Source organism: Pseudoalteromonas aliena SW19 (genome assembly GCF_014905615.1).
Taxonomy (GTDB): domain Bacteria; phylum Pseudomonadota; class Gammaproteobacteria; order Enterobacterales; family Alteromonadaceae; genus Pseudoalteromonas; species Pseudoalteromonas aliena.
Window position 1 is genome coordinate 390,078 of record NZ_AQGU01000026.1, and the last position, 25,320, is coordinate 415,397.

24 protein-coding genes and 1 pseudogene are annotated in these 25,320 nt (G+C 39.4%); 8 read left to right on the forward strand and 17 right to left on the reverse strand.

The window, feature by feature from the left end:
* The gene (locus PALI_RS13030) at positions 1–1,188 is read left to right on the forward strand and encodes a vWA domain-containing protein (RefSeq protein WP_193156112.1); all 1,188 of its coding nucleotides are present in this window, start codon (positions 1–3) and stop codon (positions 1,186–1,188) included.
* Positions 1,189–1,223: 35 nt separating this feature from the next.
* Here the strand turns inward: PALI_RS13030 and PALI_RS13035 are convergent, their stop codons facing one another.
* A complete protein-coding gene (locus tag PALI_RS13035; protein ID WP_193156113.1) occupies positions 1,224–2,054 on the reverse strand; it encodes a LysR family transcriptional regulator in 831 nt (276 codons plus the stop codon).
* 104 nt (positions 2,055–2,158) lie between these two features.
* On the opposite strand from PALI_RS13035, the gene PALI_RS13040 reads away from it, so the two are divergent.
* The gene (locus tag PALI_RS13040) at positions 2,159–2,554 is read left to right on the forward strand and encodes a hypothetical protein (RefSeq protein WP_077537117.1); all 396 of its coding nucleotides are present in this window, start codon (positions 2,159–2,161) and stop codon (positions 2,552–2,554) included.
* A 159-nt stretch (positions 2,555–2,713) separates the two neighbouring features.
* Here the strand turns inward: PALI_RS13040 and PALI_RS20300 are convergent.
* The 10 genes and pseudogenes from PALI_RS20300 to tkt form a co-directional block, all read right to left on the reverse strand.
* Positions 2,714–2,872: pseudogene (locus tag PALI_RS20300) on the reverse strand (helix-turn-helix domain-containing protein); the annotation flags it as partial.
* Positions 2,873–3,242: 370 nt separating this feature from the next.
* Positions 3,243–3,503 (reverse strand): hypothetical protein, encoded by a 261-nt coding sequence (locus tag PALI_RS13050; protein ID WP_226894550.1) that lies wholly within the window; start codon positions 3,501–3,503, stop codon positions 3,243–3,245.
* Between the two features lie 77 nt (positions 3,504–3,580).
* Positions 3,581–4,036 carry a GNAT family N-acetyltransferase gene (locus PALI_RS13055; RefSeq protein WP_193156114.1) on the reverse strand — a complete coding sequence of 152 codons (456 nt, stop codon included), beginning with the start codon at positions 4,034–4,036 and terminating at the stop codon, positions 3,581–3,583.
* A 299-nt stretch (positions 4,037–4,335) separates the two neighbouring features.
* Positions 4,336–5,571 carry an NRAMP family divalent metal transporter gene (locus tag PALI_RS13060; protein WP_193156115.1) on the reverse strand — a complete coding sequence of 412 codons (1,236 nt, stop codon included), beginning with the start codon at positions 5,569–5,571 and terminating at the stop codon, positions 4,336–4,338.
* Positions 5,572–5,671: 100 nt separating this feature from the next.
* A complete protein-coding gene (hpf, locus tag PALI_RS13065; protein WP_077537113.1) occupies positions 5,672–6,028 on the reverse strand; it encodes a ribosome hibernation-promoting factor, HPF/YfiA family in 357 nt (118 codons plus the stop codon).
* A gap of 188 nt (positions 6,029–6,216) precedes the next feature.
* Positions 6,217–6,531, reverse strand: a complete 315-nt coding sequence (gene ppnP / locus PALI_RS13070; RefSeq protein WP_193156116.1) for a pyrimidine/purine nucleoside phosphorylase — start codon at positions 6,529–6,531, stop codon at positions 6,217–6,219.
* A gap of 379 nt (positions 6,532–6,910) precedes the next feature.
* Positions 6,911–7,732 (reverse strand): hypothetical protein, encoded by an 822-nt coding sequence (locus PALI_RS13075; protein ID WP_193156117.1) that lies wholly within the window; start codon positions 7,730–7,732, stop codon positions 6,911–6,913.
* Entirely contained in the window at positions 7,707–8,513 is an 807-nt protein-coding gene (locus PALI_RS13080; RefSeq protein WP_193156118.1) for a hypothetical protein, read from the reverse strand. Before PALI_RS13080 ends, PALI_RS13075 begins: the two co-directional genes overlap by 26 nt.
* Complete coding sequence (locus tag PALI_RS13085; RefSeq protein ID WP_226894551.1) at positions 8,510–9,085, reverse strand: hypothetical protein; 576 nt, start codon at positions 9,083–9,085, stop codon at positions 8,510–8,512. Before PALI_RS13085 ends, PALI_RS13080 begins: the two co-directional genes overlap by 4 nt.
* A 451-nt stretch (positions 9,086–9,536) precedes the next feature.
* On the reverse strand, positions 9,537–11,528 hold the full coding sequence (gene tkt, locus PALI_RS13090) for a transketolase (RefSeq protein ID WP_193156119.1): 1,992 nt from the start codon (positions 11,526–11,528) through the stop codon (positions 9,537–9,539).
* A 302-nt stretch (positions 11,529–11,830) separates the two neighbouring features.
* Here tkt and metK point away from each other — a divergent pair, with 302 nt between their 5' ends.
* Positions 11,831–12,982: a methionine adenosyltransferase gene (metK, locus tag PALI_RS13095; RefSeq protein WP_193156120.1), complete on the forward strand. Its 1,152-nt coding sequence runs from the start codon at positions 11,831–11,833 to the stop codon at positions 12,980–12,982.
* A 163-nt stretch (positions 12,983–13,145) separates the two neighbouring features.
* Here metK and PALI_RS13100 read toward each other — a convergent pair whose 3' ends face one another.
* Positions 13,146–15,137: an LTA synthase family protein gene (locus tag PALI_RS13100; protein WP_193156121.1), complete on the reverse strand. Its 1,992-nt coding sequence runs from the start codon at positions 15,135–15,137 to the stop codon at positions 13,146–13,148.
* A gap of 261 nt (positions 15,138–15,398) precedes the next feature.
* On the opposite strand from PALI_RS13100, the gene PALI_RS13105 reads away from it, so the two are divergent.
* Genes PALI_RS13105 through serA form a run of 4 tightly spaced genes read left to right on the forward strand, consistent with a single transcriptional unit; the run spans position 15,399 to position 18,507 of the window.
* Positions 15,399–15,947: a hypothetical protein gene (locus PALI_RS13105; RefSeq protein WP_077537108.1), complete on the forward strand. Its 549-nt coding sequence runs from the start codon at positions 15,399–15,401 to the stop codon at positions 15,945–15,947.
* A gap of 18 nt (positions 15,948–15,965) precedes the next feature.
* Positions 15,966–16,562 carry a 5-formyltetrahydrofolate cyclo-ligase gene (locus PALI_RS13110; protein WP_193156122.1) on the forward strand — a complete coding sequence of 199 codons (597 nt, stop codon included), beginning with the start codon at positions 15,966–15,968 and terminating at the stop codon, positions 16,560–16,562.
* 52 nt (positions 16,563–16,614) lie between these two features.
* On the forward strand, positions 16,615–17,268 hold the full coding sequence (gene rpiA, locus PALI_RS13115; protein WP_182701140.1) for a ribose-5-phosphate isomerase RpiA: 654 nt from the start codon (positions 16,615–16,617) through the stop codon (positions 17,266–17,268).
* 9 nt (positions 17,269–17,277) lie between these two features.
* The gene (gene serA / locus PALI_RS13120) at positions 17,278–18,507 is read left to right on the forward strand and encodes a phosphoglycerate dehydrogenase (protein ID WP_193156123.1); all 1,230 of its coding nucleotides are present in this window, start codon (positions 17,278–17,280) and stop codon (positions 18,505–18,507) included.
* A 32-nt stretch (positions 18,508–18,539) separates the two neighbouring features.
* On the opposite strand, the gene panP is transcribed toward serA, so the two are convergent.
* Positions 18,540–20,165, reverse strand: a complete 1,626-nt coding sequence (panP, locus tag PALI_RS13125; RefSeq protein WP_193156124.1) for a pyridoxal-dependent aspartate 1-decarboxylase PanP — start codon at positions 20,163–20,165, stop codon at positions 18,540–18,542.
* A gap of 271 nt (positions 20,166–20,436) precedes the next feature.
* On the opposite strand from panP, the gene PALI_RS13130 reads away from it, so the two are divergent.
* Complete coding sequence (locus PALI_RS13130; protein ID WP_193156125.1) at positions 20,437–22,320, forward strand: EAL domain-containing protein; 1,884 nt, start codon at positions 20,437–20,439, stop codon at positions 22,318–22,320.
* A gap of 13 nt (positions 22,321–22,333) precedes the next feature.
* On the opposite strand, the gene trmB is transcribed toward PALI_RS13130, so the two are convergent.
* The 4 genes from trmB to PALI_RS13150 are packed head-to-tail and all read right to left on the reverse strand — an operon-like array spanning position 22,334 to position 25,319.
* Complete coding sequence (gene trmB / locus PALI_RS13135) at positions 22,334–23,002, reverse strand: tRNA (guanine(46)-N(7))-methyltransferase TrmB (RefSeq protein WP_138584655.1); 669 nt, start codon at positions 23,000–23,002, stop codon at positions 22,334–22,336.
* Positions 23,002–23,769, reverse strand: coding sequence for an ABC transporter permease (locus PALI_RS13140; protein WP_007584748.1), 768 nt, complete (start codon positions 23,767–23,769; stop codon positions 23,002–23,004). The genes trmB and PALI_RS13140 overlap by 1 nt, the downstream gene beginning before the upstream one ends.
* Complete coding sequence (locus PALI_RS13145; RefSeq protein ID WP_138584656.1) at positions 23,770–24,699, reverse strand: ABC transporter ATP-binding protein; 930 nt, start codon at positions 24,697–24,699, stop codon at positions 23,770–23,772.
* A complete protein-coding gene (locus PALI_RS13150) occupies positions 24,699–25,319 on the reverse strand; it encodes a flavin prenyltransferase UbiX (RefSeq protein ID WP_193156126.1) in 621 nt (206 codons plus the stop codon). The genes PALI_RS13145 and PALI_RS13150 overlap by 1 nt, the downstream gene beginning before the upstream one ends.
* Position 25,320 lies beyond the last annotated feature (1 nt).

The window sequence follows — 25,320 nt, forward strand, 5'->3', positions numbered from 1 at the left end:
ATGCTAGTACAGTTTTTTTTCACGCTGCGCAAATACCGCTTACCGGTAAGCCTGCGAGAGTTACTCGATTTAATTAACGCCTTAAAAAAAGGCGTTATATTTGCCGACGTAGACGCCTTTTACCATTTAGCTCGCACCATAATGGTAAAAGACGAAACGCACTTTGACCGTTTCGACAAAGCCTTTAGCGACTACTTTAGCGGTATTGCCGACCTTGATTTACTCGAGAGTTTAAAGCAGCAACACAACTTACCTGAAGATTGGCTACGTAAAGAGTTTGAAAAAAACCTAAGCGATGAAGAAAAAGCCCAACTTAAAGCGATGGGCGGACTCGACGAGCTTATGAAAACCCTAAAAGAGCGTTTAGAAGAACAACAAAAACGTCACGCTGGCGGCAATAAATGGGTGGGCACTGGCGGTACATCACCTTTTGGCGCATACGGCTATAACCCCGAAGGCGTGCGTATAGGGCAAGACGGCAACCGTAACCGCCAAGCGGTAAAAGTGTGGGACAAACGAGAATACAAAAACCTCGACACCGACAGAGAAATTAGTTCGCGCACAGTTAAACTCGCCCTTAAAAAGTTACGAAAGTTTGCCCGCACTGGCGCAAGCGACACGCTGGATTTAAACGAAACCATTCGCGCGACAGCTAAGCAAGGCGGCATGCTAGATGTAAAAATGGCACCCGAACGCCACAATGCAGTAAAAGTATTGATGCTATTTGATATTGGCGGCTCAATGGATGACTACATTCACACCTGCGAAGAGTTATTTAGCGCGGCTCATAGCGAATTTAAGCATTTAGAATTTTACTACTTTCATAACTGCCTGTACGAGCATGTTTGGCAAGACAACGTCCGCCGCCACTCAAACATCATCGACACCATGACGCTGATTAATAAATTCACCAGCGACTATAAAGTCATATTTGTTGGCGATGCCACTATGGGCCCTTACGAAATAGCCTACCCCGGCGGCTCGGTAGAACATTACAACGAAGAACCAGGCAGTGCATGGTTATCACGAATCACCAATCACTTTGATAAAGTCGCCTGGCTCAACCCACAGCCCGTTGAACATTGGCCGTACTATCAATCAATTGGTTTTATAAAAGAGTTAATGAACAACCGCATGTATGCGCTGAGTTTAGATGGAATAAGTAGAGCGATAAAAGAGCTGAGTTAAAATATATTAGGTACAGATATTAACTGCAACTAGCCTTAAGATTTAGTTGCAGTGATATCCTCAATAGCTTTCATTATTGTATTTGGTAACTTACGATAAGCAAATACAATCGAGCGCGTTATAGCGTTACTTAAAGTAATAGGTATATACTTTAAGTCACACTCTTTTTGAATGTATGATTCAGGTATAACAGCAACACCAAAGCCTAACTTAACAAGGCCTTGAAGCTGTAAATCATGAATAGCTTTGCCTTGGTAAATAATTGATATATTCTCATCATTAATAAGTCTCTCAAATGCTTTTCGATTAGTACAATATGGTCTTTCGATAAAAGCTAAACCCTCTAATTCCCCAAGACCCACTGTTTTATTTTTTGCTAATGGATGATCCCCACGCACAATCAGCCTATAACTTTCTTGATTAAGCCTTTTAAATTTAAACTGGGATGGTAAAAGCTGCTCATCAATAATCGCTATTTGCGCTTGCTCAATAGCATCGACTATAGATAAATCAATATCCATCGGCGTATTTTTTATCGATTCGAGAATACTAACGTAGCGCTCAATATTTATATCAGGCTGTACATAAAGGTGCAGATCATGCGTATTATTAGGGATAAAAGCGGCTTGTAACTGCTGATTTTGTAATAGTAAATCACTTGCAAGTTTGTAGAGCTTATGACCATCCGCTGTTGGCTTTATGCCTCGTTTACTGCGTTCAAATAACTTAACTCCTAAATTTATTTCCAATGTTTTAATCGCATGAGTAACAGAGGGCTGAGCAATAAAACATCGCGATGCAGCTGCAGTAATCGACCCTTCTTCATATGCTGCAATAAAGTAATTTAATGGCTTAATCTCTATCACATAATTTACCTATAGGTTGATAATATAAACAATATTATACCTATATCATTGGATTTGCTAATTTCAAACTTGAAGATAATAAAATCAATTAAAAGGACTAGAAAATGCTTGAGCGTTATAGTGATATTACAATTCATAAAGTATTAAATTTATTTGAAAAAGGAGATATGTCACTCCTAGACTTAATTGCTGATGATATTGATCTGCGTATAGAGCACTACAAAGATGATACAGATATCGATTGGCAGCAATGTAATGACAAAGCAGGCTTTATTACTTTATTGACTCGTCTGGGCACTGATATATTCCCCAAAGGAACTCTTATTACGGGCCTAGAATCTCAATCTCTAGGCGATGACTGGCATATAACAACCTTTGATCAATCGTTTTGGTATGGTGAAGCAAAGCAAGATGTTAATAGCCGTACTTATATTATTTCTCATGAACTAAATGGCAAAGTCGATTACTTTCGTGAAACAGTAAGTACTCTAAAATATTAAGTAGCCTGAACTCTGGATAATAAATCTATCTCAAATAGCTATTTTCAGCGCTAACTGCGTTAAATTTACTTGCGATAGGATCGCGTCTTTCTTTTTGCCTTTTGAAATATGTAATTCAGAGGAAACCTGAATTACATATTTAGATGAGCTTTATAAAATTTACAGCTCAGCTATGTGATTTAGCGTCTCAGGATGACGCTGCACAAGCTTTAGCAATGTTATCGCTTGCCCATTAGGAGTGCTGCGCCCTTGTTCCCAGTTTTCGAGCGTTCTTGCCGAAGTATGTAGAATGCTTGCAAATACACCGCGCGACATATTAGGGCGTGTTGAACTTTGGTGGGTGAATTTGCAGCAGTATGTTTGGTTTTTAGGCAAGGCAGAGCTTATGTAGTGTGGTTATTCCCCATAAATAGGCGATAACGCAGCATAAATACCAAACATGCACTGCCCTTTGGGTTCTTTCTAGGGACGATTAACTCTTTGTTGCTCGGTTTTTACTTAGCCCAGGTGAGATAACAAGATCGTTGAACTCCTTTACTTAATGAGTACGTAACGTAAGCTTTCCTTATGAATGCGCTTTAACATCAACAAGGGCTGTAGTTAATTCTGAAAACAAATCGCGTTTGCTCATTACGCCACACCTCTAAGAATTCTTTTAATTGCTTTTTCTGATCCGCTGTTAAATCGGTTACTTCATTTTTACTGTAAATAGTGAGTAGATAAAAACGTATTTTGTCGTCCAAGTAATAATATATAACTCTTGAACCGCCACGCTTACCTTTTCCTTTGCCCGCAACTCGTATTTACGTAAGCCGCCCGTTCCTTGAATAACATCGCCCTGTTTTGGGTTAACCATTAGATCTGCTTGAAATAAACGATACTCGTCATCACTCAAGTACAGCTCTCGGTAATTTTCGAATATGTTTGATTCAACAAATAGGCTTTTCATACATTAAAGTGTACGCAAATAGCGTACAAATTTAATCAAAGATTTTAAACGAGCGGCGACAGGTATTTCTTGCTTTGCTAAAGCGCTTTACTCATAAACAAGCTGTACGGATCTAGCTCATAATCACCAAATGGTTCGCATTCTTTAAAACCAAAACAAGTGTAAAGCTTTTGTGCAGGCAAAAACGCCTCAACAGTGCCGGTTTCAAGGCTTAGTTTTTTGTAACCTCGCAAAGTTGATTGCTTAATAATATGCGTGAATAACTTAGCAGCGATGCCTTGGCGTAAATAGTTGCTTGATGTGCGCATTGATTTAACTTCGCCATGCGTTGTATTGAGCGCTTTTAAAGCGCCAACACCCGCTAACTTATTATCAACCCATAAGCTATAAAAGGTTATGTCGGGCTGATTGAGCTTAGTAACATCAAGCGCATGTACGCTCTCAACAGGTGAGTGTTTTAGCATATCGTTATGATGTGCTTGCAGTAACTTTATAACATGTGGGTTTGAAAGCTCGCCTGTTCTAATATCCATTTATACCTCGTTTAATTTTGGAGTATTAATATACTTAATATAAAGTGCCAATAACTTTATATTTAACTCATCATCATTAGAAGCTAGAACGTTACCGACTGATTTTGAATCATCTAAGATCCCTATTCGCATCTCAAATTTTCATTATCAAAACTACCTATGAAAATATGACTTCCTTCTTGTTCATCATAAAATGATGCGAAGTTGTCTGTAATTGCCATATCAAATTTCATGGTTTCTTCCTTGTAAACTAAAGATAAAGTTTGCTAATAACCCGAGTTCTGGATAGTAAATCTATCTCAAGCAGCTAGTTTCCACACTACAAACGCAACAGCAAAGCCCACTAAGTACACTAAACCTAACCAACTTAAACTGCGCAATAACACGCTGTGTTTAATATCAGGCTCTGATCGTACAAGGCTAAAGTTGAGCCATGCAAATACAGGCGTTGTAACAAATGAAAGTGTCATCGCAAACGTAAGCATAGGGCCAAGGGCTGATTTAAAAAATAAAATAACCGCCATGCCGGCAAGTGCTTGCAGTATTAACCAAGCACTTAAGCTGTGTTTTGATTGCCCAAAGCCAAGTAGTTTATGAGACTCGTTAAGCGTGCGGGCGTAGCCATCAAGCACGGTGAGTGTGGTGCCAAACATGCATAAAAAAGCGATTGCTGATACAAGCGGCCTTGCCCACTCGCCTATTGTTAATGCGTACATATCAATCAGCTGCTTGGCAAAGGCAACACCACCGAGTTCTATGCTGCTGGTTTGCCCATATTGCACTAATACACCTAAGCTAAAAAACACCAGTGCTAAGCCAGCTGTAAGCCAGTAGCCTACGTTAAAGTCGAACAGGCCTTGGCTTTTAGTCACTGTTTGCTGCGCTTGTTTTTCTTTTAGCCATAAAGAGCTAAGAGCTGATATTTCGATAGGCGCTGGCATCCAGCCCATTAAAGCCACCATAAAGCTAAGCATGGCAAGCTCGTACGGTGAAGGCCCTACGTAGTCAGCAGGTGCCATTGGTCCGTTACCAAATGCAATGGTAAGGGCAATCAAAGTAGCGAGTGTAAGCAGCCCCATAATGCCTTTAGCAACGTTATCAAGCGCTTTAAAGTGCCCAAGTAGCAATATAACTAAACATATTCCCAGCAGCATCCAACAAAGTAAGGTTACTTCAATAACCACAGGTAGAGCATAATGCAGTAAGCTTGCGGTAAGCAGTAATACGCCGGCGGTATTAACTACGGCGGCTACAATGTTTAAACCAATAAAGCTGTAAAAATAAAACGGCCCTTTGTTTTTGTAACCCTCTACTAAGCTATGTTTGGTGGCAAGCGTGTATTCCATACCAAAACGAAAAAACGGATATTTTAAAACGTTAACAACAAGTATTAGCCAAAATAATTGCCAGCCAAATATTGCTCCCGCTTGCGTAGAGGCAACTAAGTGAGATCCGCCGATAGCGGCCGTTGCCATAAGTATTCCAGGCCCAAGCGCGTTTAGCCGTGATTTCCATTTCGATACTGTTTGCTTCATTTACTGCTCAAAAATTGTCTGTGTGATCCCTAACTTACAGAAATTACAGACAATAAAAAAGAGCCGTCAGGCTCTTTTTTGTAGTGCTTTGAGATTGCTTTTATTTAAGATCCATCTCTTGGATGATCTCGTGCGCAATCTCTGGCGTTGTACTTATAGGCTTTTCGTGTAGATTTGCTTTTATTTGCCCTTTACGATGCTTTAGTGCCGCATCGAGTTTTTTAGCTGCGCTTGCAATAGCAGGGTACATAACTTCGTTTTCCCCTTTTACTGATATACGCGCACCTTCGTAATTAGTGCTAATTTCTGCTTGGATTTTATGATGCTCTTTAGACAAAATAATTTCGAGTGCAATAAGCGATGGGAAATGGCTCTCGATTTTAGAAAATTTTTCGTTGATGTGCTCTCTAATAGAGTCAGTAACTTCAACATGGTGACCAGAAAGATTAATTTTCATAGGGTATCCTTTTATTTGTTACCTCATAAATAGTATTGGGGGCTATTTAGATTAACACAAGGAAAAAAGAGAGATAGTTGCGCTTTATTTGCATCTTTTGCTGATTTAAATCATACGTTGCGCAAAGTTTATGCAAAGCCCATAGTGCACGGGCTTTCAGACGTCCACTTAACTTAAACACAGATTAATTAATCTGTGTACGAACAGCAGTAATCAGCAAAATCAGATACTTTTACTTTAAAGCTTACATTTGCATCAACATTAAACGATTCACCTGCGTTAAATGTTTTCCACTCACTTGCCGCTGGTAATAAAATCTCCCATTGGCCAGCTAAAAGCTCCATACACTCTTTTTGATTAGTATCAAAAACAAACTCACCTGGTTGCATAAAGCCTAAAGTTTTCGCTTCGCCATCACCTAAAATAACGGTACGGCTCGACACCTTGCCATCAAAATATACATTGGCTTTTTTTACTACACTCACGTTATCGAACTTTGGCATTTTTAGCTCCTGCTAATTTTTATATTTAATTGCGGTCACATTGCCTGATACATAATGAGCTTGCAAGGAAGTGGAGCGAAAAATATCCAGTTACAATACCATAACGGCAAACAATAACTTATTTTTATTGAATATTAGCTTCTAGAGGATACGTTAAATAATTAGAAGCTACGCTTCTCACGTGAGCAAGCTCTACGTCAACAAATAACGTTCCTTAACTTTTGATGCAACTCTTTGTAAAGCTAGCTTTTCTTGTTTTAAAAGTAACTATTTTACAAGATTTTAAACCAGCGAGATCGCGCAACAGAACTTATAATTTATTACAAGGAGGAATAAGAGACACTGCGCTTTCAAAAAAAGAGATAAGGCTCTGACAAAGTTAAACGCCCTGCGAGTTATCAGTAATTAAATTATCATGGTCGGCAGGTAACTCACTGAGCTTTATTGATTCCATAATCCGCTGTTGTGATTCTAGTGCATGACCCGCCCATTTTTTATGTTTATATGGTAGCTCAACATGATGGTTAAATTTTACTTCTAAAAAAGCATGATCACTTAAAGGGAGGCAATAAAAATCATGGTGAGAGCGTCTATTTGATTTTTTGATTTGATAAAATACCCATTGGCGATTATTAATAATTGTCTCTTGAGCAGCAGGCAATGGTGGATAACCATAAATTTCTACACGCTCTAGAATCTCCTTTTTTAGTGCTTCACCCTGCCAAGGGTTTGCTCTTTTACTCGATTCTAACGTGGTATCATTTTTAACTTCGGTATTTTTGCCTTCAGGTCCCCAATGAAAATTGTCATATGATTCAATAACAAAATGTTTTAATTGGTTGATATCAAAAACATTGACTTCATTGGTTTGTTTAATCCTTAGTTGGCAACTAAGCATACCAAACTCTCTGCTAAGGAAGGTGTTAATCGGTGGTAAATACATCCAGTTTTCAGTGAGCATATGTATATATTGGTGATGTAAATATTTTTTGTTTTGATTAAACCAACTGATTGAATTATAAGGAAACGATATATCAATTGTAGATGGCGCAGCTGCGACATTACTGCGTGGTACATCAAGAGTAAGTAGCTTACCTTCTAAAATAAGGCGATGATGAATACAGTTGTCAAAACTGGGCCCACCTACAAAGCCACGGTAAAAAGCCTTGGCTAAATTAAACACTTTTAGAATTATCAGCAATTAAATTATCGTGATCTGGAGGTAAATCACTGAGCTTTATTGATTCCATAATCCGCTGTTGTGATTCAAGTGCATGCTTAGCCCATTTTTTATGCTTATCAGAGCGATCAATACGATGATTAAATTCAACTTCTAAAAAAGCATGTTCACTTAATGGTAAACAATAAAAATCTTGGCGAGAAAGGACATTATCTCTGCACTCTTTGTAAAACACCCACAGGCGATTATTAATAATTATCTCTTTAGCCGCTGGTAAGGGCGGTTGACCATGTAGTTTGATGTATTCCTCAATTTCTTCCTCTATTTCAGCTTCAGTCCACGCCACTGAACTTTTACTCTTTTGTAATTTGATTTTTTCAGTTATTTCTGTATTTTTCCCATCTGTACGCCAATGAAATTTATCATATGATTCAATAACAAAATGTTTTAATTGTGCGATATCCAGTACATTTATTTTTTGGGTTTGCTTAATTCTTAGTTGGCAACTAAGCATGCCATACTCACTACTTGGCAAATAGCTCACTGGTGGCAAGTACATCCAGTTTTTAGTAAGCATATGTACATATACGTGGTGAAAATAATCTTCCTTGTGCTGATTAAACCAACTCTTTGAATTATAAGGAAATGACACGTCAATGGTAGAAGGTACAGCAGCAACATTACTGCAAGGCATATCAAGTGTTAACAGCTTATCTTCTAAAATAAAGCGATAGTGAATACAGTTGTCGAAGCTGGGCCCGCCAATAAAACCACGGTAAAAAGCCTTGGCTAATTTGATCATAATCGCGCATCCGTAGGCGGTAGAGTTTTAATAAAGTTTTTTACAATATCGGCCTTTTCATTATTACCTAGCATTTCTAGCTGAGCTGCATAGGTGACTAAGCCTAAAAACGGTAAAGTGTGTGGGCTTTCGCCAACAGAGCCATCTGTAACCAGGCCTTTAAATTTCAGCGAACGTACTAAACTACTGGATGATATTTTACTGCGGTCAGCTAAATTAGGCACTAAATCATAAGGGTTATTACGCACTGAGACAACTTTTACACCCATGCTGTGGGCAATGCGTTTTAAACGTTCGACATTTGAGCCTGAACCATGCACAGCGAGTTGCTGACCCGTAAGAGGCTTACCATAGTGAATGCGATAATGCTCTAGCGCGGCACAAAAAATTATCGCGCCTTGGCTGTGAGCTAGCCATTTTACTTGTTTACCTTGCTGATTATTTTGTGCCAGCACGGCTGCTAAATGCTGAGCATTATGGGATTTAGTCCCTGAACGCTTATCAAACGCGCACTCAATTAAGTCAAGCGTTGTATAATCGGTGGGGTTATGAATCTCGACAGCTAAGCGCATCAAGTGGGATAACAGAATGAGCATTAATAGTTTTATTGAGTTTAGACCAAGACATATTTCTTCCTTGTAAATGAGTCTGAATTTAAAATACTACGTTAAATTATTTGTTAGAGCAAAAGTTTTTTAACACAGCATTATAATGTTAAATTGTACCTTTTTGGCTCCATTGTAGGTCGTCATTTATGGCGTCATATTTTTGATTTACCTTTAATACCAACCTGCATAAATCTTTGATCAATTTAACGAATTAAATTGCACTATTACGTCGTTAAAATTTTTTATTTAGAACAACTAGATACAAAAATTTTTGCCTAGTTCTAGCGTAATTTTCTTAACGCTAAATAGACCCCATATATAAGCAGATTGGTATAACGCGCTAAAGCATGACCTATAAACAAAAAAGCCCGCCCTGTTTTACACAGGGCGGGCTTTTAAACTTTAAAGCAACCGATTAAAAAAGCTCGTTTGCTTTATTAACGATGTTTTCTACAGTGAAACCAAAGTGCTCAAACAGCTCGCCTGCAGGCGCTGACTCACCAAAGGTAGTCATACCGACTACTGCGCCGTTTAGGCCTACGTACTTGTACCAGTAGTCAGCAATACCTGCTTCTACTGCTACGCGGCGTGAAACAGATGCCGGTAATACGCTTTCTTTGTATGCTGCGCTTTGATCTTCAAAGGCATCAGTACATGGCATAGATACAACACGTACCTTTTTACCTTGGCTGCGTAGTTCGCTTGCTGAATCTTGTGCTAATTGCACTTCAGAACCTGTTGCAATGAAAATAATCTCTGGATTACCGTCACAGCTAAGGATGTAACCACCCTTCTTAACATCCGCTAATTGCTGCGCATCACGTGCTTGTTGCTCAAGGCCTTGGCGAGTAAAGATTAACGATGTAGGGCCGGCTTTACGCTCAATAGCTTGTTGCCATGCAATTGCCGACTCAACTTGGTCACATGGACGCCAGTTGTATAAGTTAGGCGTTAAACGCATGCTTGCAATTTGCTCTACTGGTTGGTGAGTTGGACCATCTTCACCTAAACCAATTGAATCGTGCGTGTATACAAAAATACTTGGTTGCTTCATTAATGCAGCCATACGTACGGCATTTTTTGCATATTCAACAAACATTAAGAACGTAGCACCGTAAGGAATAAAGCCTTTATGAAGGGCAATACCATTCATAATTGCTGACATACCAAACTCACGTACACCGTAGTAAATGTAGTTACCGCTTGCATCATCTGCCGTTAAACCTTTAGAGCCATCCCAAATTGTTAAGTTTGAGCCTGCTAAATCGGCTGAGCCACCCATGAATTCTGGCAATAACGGACCAAATGCGTTTAAAGCATTTTGCGATGCTTTACGAGACGCTGGGTTTGCTGGGTTTGCTTGTAATTGCTCAATGTACGCTTGAGATTTTTCAGCCCAATCGCCCGGAAGTTCGTTGTTAATACGACGCTTGTATTGTGCTGCAAGCTCTGGGTATGCTTTTGCGTATGCTGCAAATTTTTCGTCCCAGCTTGATTCAAGCTGTTGACCTTTTTCTTTGCTATCCCATTGTGCGTAAATATCATCAGGAATTTCGAACGCATCACCAGTCCAACCTAAAAATTCGCGAGACGCTTTAATTTCGTCATCACCTAGTGGCGCACCGTGACAATCGTGGCTGCCTGATTTATTAGGTGAACCGTAACCAATAATTGTTTTACAACAAATTAGTGATGGCTTATCGGTAACGCTTTTTGCTTCTGTAATTGCAGCACTTACTGCATCACTGTCGTGACCATCAACACCACTAATTACATGCCAACCGTAGGCTTTAAAACGAGCTGGCGTATCATCAGTAAACCAACCTTCTACTTCGCCATCGATTGAAATGCCGTTATCATCCCAAAATGCAACAAGTTTACCTAGGCCTAATGTGCCTGCAAGTGAACCCGCTTCATGAGAAATACCTTCCATTAGGCAGCCATCGCCCATAAATGCATAGGTAAAATGATCAACTATATCGTGACCTTCACGGTTAAACTGTGCAGCGAGTGCTTTTTCAGCAATTGCCATACCTACAGCATTTGTGATCCCTTGACCTAATGGACCCGTAGTAGTTTCGATTCCTGGTGCATAACCATATTCAGGGTGACCGGGTGTTTTTGAATGCATTTGACGGAAGTTTTTAATTTCGTCCAGTGGTAAGTCGTAACCACTTAGGTGCAATAGAGAATAGATAAGCATTGAACCGTGGCCGTTCGACAATATAAATCGATCTCGGTCAGCCCACTCTGGATTGGTTGGGTTATGTTTTAAATAATCGCGCCATAATACTTCTGCGATATCGGCCATGCCCATTGGGGCTCCAGGGTGGCCAGATTTGGCCTTTTGTACTGCGTCCATTGACAAGACGCGAATAGCATTTGCAAGTTCTTTGCGAGATGGCATGAATTCTCCTACCTTTATGTGTATTTGCACGGGTATTAATGTATTCGTTTATGCATCCAAGTAACTTGGACACTGTAATACATCTATTCTTACTTATTGTGGGGGCTGTGTGCAATTAAAAACCCTATAAAAGGAGCTATTATGAATATTTTTTAAGACCATAATGATATTAGTTATTTTATTTAGACGTCTAGGCGTAAAAACACTATGCAAGGTGTTTTGTTTTCGATAAAATACGCCCCTTAATTTTTTAGCGCTAATACCGACGTTTGTGAAGCGCAATATTTGTGAGCAGAAATACAATGGCAAAACATTTATTTACTTCTGAATCAGTTTCTGAAGGTCATCCGGATAAAATCGCCGATCAAATCTCTGATGCGGTACTTGATGCTATCCTAGAGCAAGACTCTCATGCCCGCGTAGCGTGTGAAACGTACGTGAAAACCGGTATGGTTATGGTTGGTGGTGAAATCACGACTAGCGCATGGGTTGATATCGAAGAAATTACACGTAAAACAATTCGTGACATTGGCTACACAAATTCAGACATGGGTTTTGATGCAGACTCATGTGCAATTTTAAACACTATTGGTAAGCAGTCTCCAGACATTAACCAAGGTGTTGACCGTACTAGCCCAGAAGAGCAAGGCGCTGGTGACCAAGGCTTAATGTTTGGTTACGCATGTAACGAAACAGAAGTACTAATGCCTGCTCCAATTACTTACTCACACCGCTTAGTACAACGCCAAGCTGAGGTTCGTAAAAGCGGCGAGCTTAACTGGTTACGTCCAGATGCAAAATCTCAAGTTACTTTTGCATACGAAAACGGCAAGCCAGTAGGTATTGATGCTGTAGTGCTTTCTACTCAGCACAGCGAAGACATTTCTCAAGCAGATTTAGTAGAAGCGGTGATGGAAACAATCATCAAGCCAGTACTTCCTGCAGAGCTTATCACAAGTGCAACTAAGTTTTTCATTAACCCAACAGGTCGCTTTGTAATTGGCGGACCAATGGGTGACTGTGGTTTAACTGGTCGTAAAATCATTGTAGATACATACGGTGGTATGGCTCGTCACGGTGGTGGTGCTTTCTCTGGTAAAGATCCATCAAAAGTTGACCGTTCAGCAGCATACGCTGCACGTTACGTTGCTAAAAACATTGTTGCTGCTGGTCTTGCTGACAAGTGTGAGCTACAAGTTTCTTACGCAATTGGTGTTGCAGAGCCTACTTCTATCAGCGTTGAAACGTTTGGTACAAGCAAGCTAGAAGAAAGCCGTTTAATCGAGCTTATTCGTGAACACTTTGACTTACGTCCTTACGGCTTAATTCAAATGCTTGATTTAGAGCGCCCTATCTACCTTCCTACAGCGGCTTATGGCCACTTTGGTCGTGACGAATTCCCTTGGGAACGTACAGATAAAGCTAACGCACTTCGCGCAGCAGCTGGCCTTTAATTGGTTAAGTAACTATCTAAATAACTTGAACCCTGGATAATAAGTTAGTAAATCTCTTAACCAGTGTTCAGGTTAAATACAAAAAAAGCGCCAATTGGCGCTTTTTTTATGCATAATTAAAGTATCAAAAATTAAATAAAGGCAGCCTGTAAAAACTGCTTTTTTAATCCATCCCTCTGGTAAGCAAATGCCACGCTGTAGCCATATATTGATTATATGCTTGCTCTGTTTGGCTATCGACGGCTTTAAATTCAGGTTTATGGTTTGGTGATAAACGTGTTTTATCAAGCGGATCTATTTTTTGGTATTCATAGATCGAAGATAAATCACCACGCCAAAGCTCTGTTTCAGTTCGTATTGTTTGAAAGCCAAATACAGTGCGCTCTTTTTGTGGTGCATTTAGTAATGATTGCCCCATACTATAAAACTCAGTATTTTTTGGCGCTATTAGGTTTAATAAAGTCGGTGCAATATCCATGTGGCTTGCCAGTTGATCTTTAGCAACCCAGTTTGAATTAACCCCTTTACCATAAATTACAATCGGGACATGAGTTAGCTCGTATAGATCAGGCTGGTGATGAAGGTAACGACGACCATAATGATCCCCCGTTATTATAAATAAAGCATCTGGGTATCGCTGCTCCATTTTACGAACAAACTGACCTAACATTTTGTCTGAGTACCAAAGGTGCCCCAACACATAAGGGTCTAGCAAGTCATCACCTAAGGCTTGGATTTCTTTTGGATAATCTGCCAAAGATTTAAAAGGGTAACCATATTGATCTAAATCTAGGTTAAATGGACCATGGTAGCTGCCGCTCATAATGAGATTAAAACTTTTATCGTTTGTTGTCTTATCAACTAAATCAAATAATTGCCCATCGTCAATTCCCCACACACCAGCACTGCCTTTTCCTCCAGCATCAACTGCTGAAAATACTTTATCGACACCTTGTGAAAGTGCATATTCTCCGACATTTTGCCATGATAATAAGCCACCATAGTAAAATCGGCTTTTGTAACCTAGCTGCTCTACTTGGCTAAATATTGACATTTTACTGGTTGGCTTTTGAGGTCCAATACGGCTCATATTCACACCAGCATACGCAATACCCGACATAAGGCTTGATAACGAATTCATTGTGCTACTTGCGGCAGGTAAAACATTATCTAAATAGATGCCTTTACTCGCTAAGTTACTTAGTTCGTTAGTTAAGTTAAGTGATGCATATTTTTGTTGTAACGGCCAAGCATCGTAACTTTCCATTACGATAAAAAACACCTGTGATGGAGCAGCCAATAATGGAGCATTTGTTTTTTGCTCAAAAGCGGCTAGAGGGTTTTCTATCGTTGGTAAGTTTTTTTCTAGATAAGGGTTGTGGCCATTTAAACCAAAGCTCTGTAAGTCGTTATAGTCTTTAATCGCATAAATAAAGCTTCTAAACGGGTTTATTACTAGGTTATTTACAAATGCATCGGCTGTTACTGCTGACCATTTTCTGGACGCTGGACGTGTTTCAAAAGACCCTCGTATTGCGCATACAAATAACACAACTATTAAAATAATTAGTATTGTGCGCTTATAAATACAAGTAGTGAAAAGGCGATTAACAAATTTATAGTGTTTTTGATCAACCACTTTATTTATTTTAAACGTTAGCGCTAATAAAATAACTAAACTAAGAAGACTACCCCATGGTTTATATTGCTCAACAACTGTTAAAGCAATAGCCTGTTGATCGTCTTTCAACCCTTCTAGCATAAAGTAGTTAAATTGGCTGCCGTACTCTGTTATATAAGTAACACTCACAATGCATAGTAACGTGGTGACTATAAAAAATATTCTTCCCGTATACAGACGAGCCTTACTTACCCAGTGCCCTAAATGCATAGGTTGTAAAATACAGTTTAAAAGAAATGCGATGCTAAAGCATACACCGGTAGCTGCTGAATCAAATGCAAAACCCGCTTTTAACGTTGCAAAAATAGCATCTGCATCTAACTGTGCTGTTATTCTGTCTTTAAAATAGATCAAAAAGAAAACGCGAAAACTCATAAAAAGTAAAACGCCGGCAAACCATAGTGTTGCAATACGCCCACTTTCTTTTACAAACTGTAGCCAACGACTCGCAGGAGCCGTGTGAGAATCAAACAAAGGTGTGTCCTTAAATGAAATATCCATGGGCGCGCAATTTTACTGAATAAACAAAAGCCAACAACAAAACAAATGTAATGATTTGTAATTATTCTTGCTATTGTAAAAACTGGCTTTTAAATAATTGCCATAACTCTACCTCCCAAATACAACATGATTCGATAGCCATTATTTAAATGACTTTAATTTATAGGTAGGACTGCATTTCTAAATGAGTTAGGTTTATACTCGTTAAATAATAAAAGCTTTAAGGGTAGTTAGATGGCCGACAATTTTCGCGTTATATTTGCAGGGTTAGCTGATGGCACTAACGCTAAAACAGCATGTACAAACCTAGCAGAAAAATTAAAAACCTCTGAAGAAAAAGTAACTGCTTTTTTTAAGGGTAAATCACTCTTCGCACCGAGCAATAAAGATAAAGCCTTAAAACAGGCTAAATTACTTGCTAGTTTAGGGATCCAAAGCAAACTACAAGCCGTTTCGAGTAACACCCAAAGCACTTCTGCTCTAGCAAATAATGATCGACGTGATGAACGAATTTTTGATGCGTTAGATTACATCACAAGTAGCTTAATTCGCCTTGAAGAAAAACTAGAAGAGCTAGAGCAACGTCTTCCTGAAATTGAATCAAAAACACCCGTTTCAAATAGTGAAGAATGGCAGGATGACGATCTCATGCTTGATGAAGAGCTTATTAGCCCGCCTAATGAACGCAGTAATATCGTTTTATACTCACTTATAGCAACAGTAATCACACTGCTCATAGTGTTAGCTGCATATTTAGCATTTCCTAATTTATTCTCTTTTTAATTATGTTCTGGGAACGAAATGAGCAATAAACGTTCACAGATAAGAGAATATATCCGTAAAACCCGTAATAACTTATCAAAAAGTCAACAGGGTATAGCGGCCCAGCAATTAAACATGAATTTTACTCAACATTTAAAAGATAAAAAAACGACTAAAAAAGAGCATATTGCAATTTATTTAACTAACGATGGAGAGTTAGATACGTCATTGTTAATTAAGAGTTTATGGGATTTAAATCACTACATTTACCTTCCCATAATACACCCCTTCAATGGCGCTAATTTACTATTTCAGCGTTATGAAAAAAACTCACCCATGAGAGCAAATCACTATGGTATCTTGGAACCTAAGCTCAACTGCACTCAAATATGCCCGTTACCAATGCTTGATTACTTACTTATGCCACTTGTTGCATTTGATGAACAAGGTAATCGTTTGGGAATGGGGGGTGGATTTTACGATAGAACGTTGGCACGTTTACATGATCAACACTGGCAAAAACCACAACTAATTGGCTTAGCACATGAATGCCAAAAAGTTGATGAGCTACCTATTGAATCGTGGGACGTACCACTTAAAACTATTATCACTCCAGATAAAACCTACTGCTGGTAACACGTTAACTTGTATACTAGCGACATATTTATGACTAAATGAGCACAGAGCAATGACACAAGACGAATTAAAAAAAGCTGCAGCATGGGCTGCACTCGAGTTTGTAAAAGAAAACACCATAGTGGGTGTAGGCACAGGCTCAACAGTTAATCATTTTATTGATGCATTAGGCTCAGTAAAAGACACGATTGTAGGCGCGGTATCAAGCTCAGAAGCCTCTACTGCTCGTTTAAAAGAGTTGGGTATTGAAGTGTTTGAGCTTAACAACATCGATGTTTTAGATGTATACGTTGATGGCGCAGATGAAATTAACGCCCAAAATGAAATGATCAAAGGCGGTGGTGCAGCTCTGACTCGCGAAAAAATAGTCGCGGCTGTTGCTAAACAATTTGTATGTATTGTTGATGACACTAAGTTAGTAGAGACATTAGGAGATTTCCCACTTCCGATAGAAGTTATTCCAATGGCGCGCAGCTACGTAGCACGTGAGTTGTTAAAGTTGGGGGGCGATCCTGTTTACCGTCAAGGCGTAGTGACCGATAACGGTAACGTTATTTTAGATGTGTACAATTTAAATATTACCAATGCTAAACAACTTGAAGCACAAATAAATTCAATTGTTGGCGTAGTTACCAATGGCCTATTCGCAGAGCGTGGTGCTGATAAAGTAATTATTGGCACTAAAAATGGGCCTCAAATTAAATAGGATGAGGTTATGAGTAAGGTATCATTAGCAAAAGACAAAATTAAAATTCTCTTGCTTGAGGGTGTGCACCAAAGCGCAGTTGAAACGCTAAAGCGCAATGGTTATAGCAATATCGACTACGTTAAAACATCCCTACCTGAGGACGAGCTCAAAGAACGTATTAAAGATGCACACTTTGTAGGGCTTCGTTCTCGCACTCATATAAATGAAGCCGTATTAGATGCGGCTGAAAAGCTCATCGCAATTGGCTGTTTTTGTATTGGTACAAACCAAGTTGACTTAAACAGCGCACGCGAACGTGGTATTGCCGTATTTAATGCGCCATTTTCTAACACTCGCTCAGTTGCAGAGCTGGTGCTTGGTGAGATTTTATTATTATTACGTGGTATTCCACAACGTAATGCAGCAGCTCACCGTGGCGGTTGGTTAAAAACGGCCAATGGTTCGTTTGAAGCGCGTGGCAAAACATTAGGTATTATTGGCTATGGTCATATTGGCACGCAACTAGGTATCATGGCCGAAAACATTGGTATGAACGTTGATTTTTACGACATTGAAGATAAATTATCACTTGGGAATGCCACTCAAGTACATAATTTAACTCAGTTATTACAACGCTCTGATATTATTAGCTTGCACGTACCAGAAACACCTCAAACTAAAAACCTAATTGGCACCGCTGAGCTTGCGGTTATGAAGCATGGGGCTATTTTGATTAATGCTTCTCGCGGAACTGTGGTTGATATTGACGCACTTGCAGAGGCACTAACAGAGAAAAAACTCAGTGGTGCAGCAATCGATGTATTCCCAGTTGAGCCTAAATCTAACAATGAAGAATTTATATCGCCATTGCGTGAGTTCGACAACGTTATTTTAACGCCACACATTGGTGGTTCAACACAAGAGGCACAAGAAAATATTGGCATTGAAGTTGCCGGTAAACTAGCTAAATACTCAGATAATGGCTCTACCATCACCGCCGTCAATTTCCCTGAAGTATCACTGCCAGAGCTTGCTAATCGTAGCCGCTTATTACACGTACACCACAATCGCCCTGGCGTATTAACACAAATTAACCAAGCTTTTGCCCAGCACGGTATTAATATTGCCGCGCAGTATTTGCAAACTGATGAAGCAATTGGTTATGTTGTTATTGATGTGGATACAGATCATTCAGAAGTTGCACTAAAAGAACTCAGTGCCGTTGAGGGAACAATTAGAGCGCGTATTTTACATTAATATTTAAAAGGGTCCTTATGGACCCTTTTAAACTACATGTACTTTCTTAAATACTTTTTGAACACGGGATCGGTTTTAGCCAATTCTTTTTGCTCAGCTAAAATATCTTTTAAAATAGCCCCCGATGTAAGTGGGTTTGCAAGTACAACCCTAAATACAACGGTTGGCTGGTTATCATATTTAGAAGGTGTTAAACGCGTACGTGATACAAACGAGCGACCTGATTCACGCTGCCTTTTTTGCATGCTGGCAGTAAAGCGATTCAATGATGCAAAAATATCTAAACGCGTTGCGGCATCCGCTTCAGCTATTGCTTGTTTTATTTTTTTAGGTACGTAGCGGTATGTTAATAAACACAACTCGGGCTCTGAAATAAGTTCGAAATCCTCGTCGGCTTTAATTAAATCAGCAAAATAGTACGCCTTTTTAATGCTTCTATCGATCAACATTTCGTAGCCTTTACGACCAATAACACGTAAGCAAGCATGCACTAACATCGCCATTCCAGGACGACTACCTTCAAGCGTGTGACTACCTAAGTCTTTAGAGCCTTTACGCAAAATATACTCTGCGTGGTGTTCTATTGCATCGGTTGCCGCAGGGTCTTTAAATAAAACCAAACCAGCTCCCATTGGTACATACATTTGTTTGTGTGCATCAATGGTGATTGAATCAGCGCGTTCAATGCCTTTTAATAAAGGGCGATGAGTCGTTGATAAAAGTGTTGCTCCTCCCCATGCTGCATCGACATGAAAATGACAATTAATTTGCTCTGCTAAATCGGCCATTTCATTAAGGGGATCTATATTCCCTGTTTCGGTCGTACCAGCGACCCCAATAATTGCCATTACTTTAATGCCTTGCGATTCTAGCTCAAGTGCCTTTTCACGCATCGCTCCTACATCGACTTTATTATCTTCGCTGGTTTTAATGCCGATTAAATTTTCGCGACCGATACCTAATAAATCTACCGATTTACCTAACGAGTAATGTCCACGTTCTGATATTAATACCGCTAAACCTTTGTATCCGTAATGCAGCATACCAGCAATTAAGCCTTGTGCGCCTATCCCTCTAAAATCACCATCAGGCTTGAATAAGCGGTTTCGTGCAATCCAAAGCGCAGTAATATTAGCAACCGTACCACCTGAGCAAAAAGCACCGAGAGAGGTTTTTGCGCTGTGCATCCATTTAGAATAAAATGAGTCTTCTTGCCCATAAGCTAAATGATGCATCATTCCAAGCACTTGGCGCTCAAGAGGTGTAAATGCTTTAGACGTTTCTATTTTTACTAGGTTTTGGTTTAGCCCCACCATCAATTTTGACAGCGGTAATAAAAAATGTGGCAAAGCCGAAGTCATGTGACCTATAAAACTGGGGGCTGCGGTATGCACTGAATGCGCAACGAGCTGTTCCATTATGTCCTGTGCATAAGCAGATACAAACGTTGGATCCTCAGGGATAACAGCCGATTGAAAGTCTTTTTCAATTTCATGTAATGGTTTTTCAATTGCCGCAATATTTTCGTTTAAGAAACCTGCTAAATTACTCGAAATTTCAAGCTCGATTTTGCTTAAAGTTGAGTCTGGCGCTTCAGGTACAGTAAATATACGCTTAAGGCTTTCTTTAGAGGCGACGGCACAACGCTTTTGATCCATCTTAATACCTAGTGTGTGTAGCTAAAACACGTGTTTATCAGAGGAAAATGCTCAATTTAGGCATTTTTTAAGCAACAGTGTTTTTGAATAATTGCGCTAACTTTACTGCAATATAACTAAAATGTCTCGTTTAAAGCCATAAAAGCGCTCAAATCCATGACAAAAAAATGATAATTTAATTAATATTTTAATCGGCCCAATAAATACCAATTATTTATTGGGCATTTACATATTTTGCGTATAATTAAACGATAATAAAAAAGGAATATTTATGCTTAAAGGAAGAGTGAAAGTAAGTTGGTTAATGGCTGGCTTTTCATTATTTTTAATCAGTTTACTTACTTACGTTTACTACACCTATCAAACGACTCGCGCTGAAATAATGCAATCGGTCGACACCCGCCTACTAAATGCAGCAACTAGCGTAAAGCATATTTTGGGCGAGGAGTACCTCAGCAGAGCTAACCGAGGTGAAGCGATTGATTTTTCTGAATATCAAACTAAGAGTAAACAGCTCTCTGAATTTACCCAAGCGCTCGATATCGCTTATGTTTACTCTATGATATTAAAGAACGACAAAATTTATTTTAGTGGTTCTAGCTATACACAAGACGATCTGAGCAATGGCAAAGTAACTCAGTTTTTAGATATTTACCCTGAAGCAACAGATGCAAATATTAGCGCTTTTTATTCAACCGAACCCGTATTTGAAATATCGAGCGATCAATGGGGTCATTTTAAAAGCATTTTTATTCCTTATGTTGATACAGCGAGTGGGCACACCTACCTAACCGGCGCCGACATTACAATTTATGATTTAAACCAAAAGCTTAAGGAAAGTGTATCTAAAGCAGCGGCGATGGCGAGTTTCTTTTTTTTTATCGCATTACTTGTTGCAGCTATTTATATCTATTTGCTCAAACGTTCTTTAGCAACAGACTCAAGTACAGGCTTTGAAAATCATATTGCCCTTGAGTATTTTATTAAGCAAAGTAATGCACACCATATGCAACTTGCGGTTATTTGGATCAACGAAATTGAAGATATAAATAGCTTCTATGGTACTGAGGTCGGCGATAAAGTAATGAAAAACTTACTTATTCATTTTAAACGCCGCTGCTCTTCTCGTTGTCGTGTGTACCGCTTAGCAACGAATAAGCTAGTGTTACTTGCGCCTAAAGAAATCCCTTACGATGAATTTACTGATCTTATTGAAACCTATAACTTTAATGCTCCATTACTCACCGATCCATTTATTTATATTACTCTGTGCGCTGGAATAGCCAGTGGCAATAAATCGCTGCTACTCGAAAATGCCCACATAGCGGCATTGCAAGCCAAACAAGGTCGCCATACCGTCGTTAATTACTCAAAAGCACTTCACGATGTAAAAGTACAATATCAATACAATGTCGAAATGGCTAAAGAGGTTCGAGAAGCGTTTGATAACAATCGCATTGTCCCTTATTTTCAGCCTATTATTGATATAAACACTAAACGCGTAGTGCAGTATGAATGTTTAGCACGGATGGTTACAGCAAGTGGTGAAATACTCAAGCCAGAGGCTTTTTTAAATGTAGTTACCCGCTCAAGAATGGATGGCTTATTGACCCGCACACTATTTTCACAATGTATTAGCCGCTTTAGAAAAACAGATATTTGCTGGAGCTTAAATATAACCGCGCAAGATATGCTTGATCCTAGTTTGAGTGAGTTTATAGCCGACGAATTAAAACGTTATCCACACCCGAGCAACATCACTTTGGAACTTTTGGAAACACAGGCAATTGCTAATTTTTCAGAGGTCAAAGCATTTATAGGAATGGTTAAAACCAAGGGCGTAAAAGTAATTATTGATGATTTTGGTAGCGGTTATTCGAATATTTCTAACGTGCTTAAGCTTGAAGTCGATGGCATTAAACTAGATGGCGCTTTAATAAAGCAAATAGTAAACGATAAAGATATCTATTTATTTATTGAGCACATTGCTAGCTTTGCAAATCAGTTGGGATTACAGTTAATGGCTGGATCGGTGGAAAATGCGACCATAGTGACCGCGCTGAAAAAAGCGAATGTGACGCTGATGCAAGGTGTTTACTTTGCTCACCCAGCGCCACATGTTAATTCCCAAAGTAATGAAGAATTAACAAGCTAAATTGGTCATCAAATTAGGTTAAATTAATAATAAGTCGGTGGCTTTGCTGGCCACTGGCCCAGTATTTTCGCTCAAAAGGCGTAATCGCATCATCAGATTCATAAAGCGCTACATCGCAAGAGTTACCAGTGAGTTCAAGCGCTCTAGCAAACTCTTTAACGTAAATATCCCAATTACTACGTACTTCTAGCAAACCGCCTAATTTAACTATAAACGGAAAAATAGCCGCGCCATGCCAACGTCTTCGAATATGCTTAGACTTAGGCCATGGGTTTGGATACAACAAATAATGGTGTGTAGGTTGCCAATTAGCTGCAACCGCTAAACGCCAAAAGTCATTTAAGTCTGCTTGCACTAAAATATATTGCCCGCTGTCGGTCTGTTTATATTCAACATCATGTTTATCAAGGCGGTGCGATGATTTATCAATGCCTACCACAAGTGCATCAGGATGGCGCTTAGCTAAGTTAGCTGAGCTTTCACCCACGCCACAGCACGAGTCTAAAATAAGCGGGCCATTAAAGGCCTGTACTTTAGCGTTTACTTCATCAAATGCGGCCTGAGTATGCGCTGCAATCGGTTTTTTAAACTCAGCCTCTAAGTGCTTATTTACTATTTCATCAAGCTTTTCGTGAATACCCGCTTGATTAGATACAATACTACGTGAATTTGCATCACTCATTAGTGTCTTAGCCCCACACCTTTTTTAATTAACGTAAGCGCTAATGTAAATAACGCTGTTATAAATACTAAAATAACCCCAAGCGCCACGCTTAAATCAACATCCGACACGCCTAAAAAGCCGTAACGAAACGCGTTAACCATGTAAATTATAGGGTTTATTTGCGATACGTTTTGCCAAAATTCTGGCAATAGCGTAATTGAATAAAATACACCACCTAAGTAAGTTAATGGCGTTAAAATAAAGGTAGGGATAATGCTTATATCGTCAAAACTATTTGCGTAAATCGCATTAATTAAACCACCTAGTGCAAATACAGCCGAGGTTAAAATAACCGTCGCCATAATTACAAAAATATTATGGATTTGAATATCAACAAATAACAATGACACACAGGTCACTATAAAGCCCACCATTATACCGCGCGTCATACCACCGCCCATATAACCCAGTACAATAATGTAATTAGGAACTGGTGCTACTAATAGCTCTTCAATACTTTTTTGAAACTTTGTTGAATAAAAACTAGAGGCTACATTGGAATAGGAATTAGTAATAACCGACATCATTATAAGGCCAGGTACAATAAACTCCATGTAGCTAAAGCCACCCATGTCGCCAATGCGTGAGCCAATTAAGTTACCAAAAATAACAAAATATAAACTCATTGTAATTGCAGGCGGTACTAAGGTTTGCACCCAAATACGTAAAAAACGAATACATTCTTTGATCCATAAACTTTTTAAGGCTACGCCATATTTAAACATTTATTCGCCCCGCCCTTGCTCTAGTAATCCGACAAATAACTCTTCGAGTCTGTTTGCTTTATTTCGCATACTTAACACTGTATTACCTTGGTTTGTTAATGCGCTAAATACCGCATTTAAGCCCTGTGATTTAGCGACTTCGACTTCAACAGTATGATCATCCGTCATGGTAAATTTATAACCATCAAGTGTGACTGGATTTGCTGGCACTTTTAAATCTAAAATAAAGGTTTCTTTATCAAGCTTTGCAAGCAGTGCTTTAATTGTGGTGTTTTCAACAATTCGGCCACTGTCGATAATAGCAATGTTTTTACACAGTAATTCGGCTTCTTCAAGGTAATGGGTGGTTAAAATAATGGTCACGCCTTGCTCATTAATTTGGCGTAAAAAGTCCCACATTGAACGGCGTAATTCTATATCGACCCCTGCTGTTGGCTCATCAAGTATAAGCAGTTTTGGTTCGTGCATGAGTGCGCGAGCAATCATTAAGCGGCGTTTCATACCACCTGAAAGCGTACGCGCTTGTTTGTCTTTTTTCTCAAGTAAGCCAAGCTGCGCTAGGTATTTGTCGGCGCGCTTGTGGGCTTCACCGCGTGGCACACCATAATAACCAGCTTGATTAACGAGTATTTGGCTAAGCGTTTCAAATTGACTGAAGTTAAACTCTTGCGGCACTAAGCCCAAATGCGCTTTAGCTGCTTCTAAGTCAGCATCAATATCACAACCGAATACCTCTACTTTACCTTTTGTTTTATTCACCAAAGACGAAATAACACCAATAGTGGTTGATTTACCCGCTCCATTTGGACCAAGCAGCGCAAAAAAGTCGCCCTCTCGCACTTGTAAATCAACGCCTTTTATAGCCTCAACACCATTTTTATAAACCTTGGTAAGGCCTTCAATATTTAAAGCAATAGTTTGCTTATTCATTACTTACCCTCACCATAACCCCAACGTTTTGTTAGGTTATGTTCAATGTTTAAATGATCTAAAATTCTCGCCACCATAAAATCAACTAAGTCTTCAATACTTTGCGGTTTATGATAAAAGCCAGGTGCCGCAGGCATAATAGTTACCCCTAAACGAGAAAGCTTTAGCATGTTTTCTAAATGAATTTCGTTAAATGGTGTTTCGCGTGGTACTAAAATAAGCTGCCCGCGTTCTTTAATAACCACATCAGCGGCGCGCTCTAATAGGTTATCTGATGCGCCTACCGCAATTGCTGATACAGAACCTGCACTACACGGGCATACTACCATTTTTTTAGGCGCCGCAGAGCCCGAGGCTACTGGGCTAAACCAGTTATCTTTACCATATACCTTTAACTGCTCGGGTTTGGCATTAAACAGCGCACTTAACTGTTCAGTTGCTTTATCTTCATTACCAGAGAGCTTGATGTTTGATTCTGTGTCAAGCACCACTCGCGCAGCACTTGAGATAAGTACGTAAACTTGAAATTGCTGCTCAAGCAACACTTCAAGCAGCCTTAAACCATAAGGCGCACCCGATGCGCCACTAAAAGCGAGCGTAATTTTATCTTTAAATTGCACG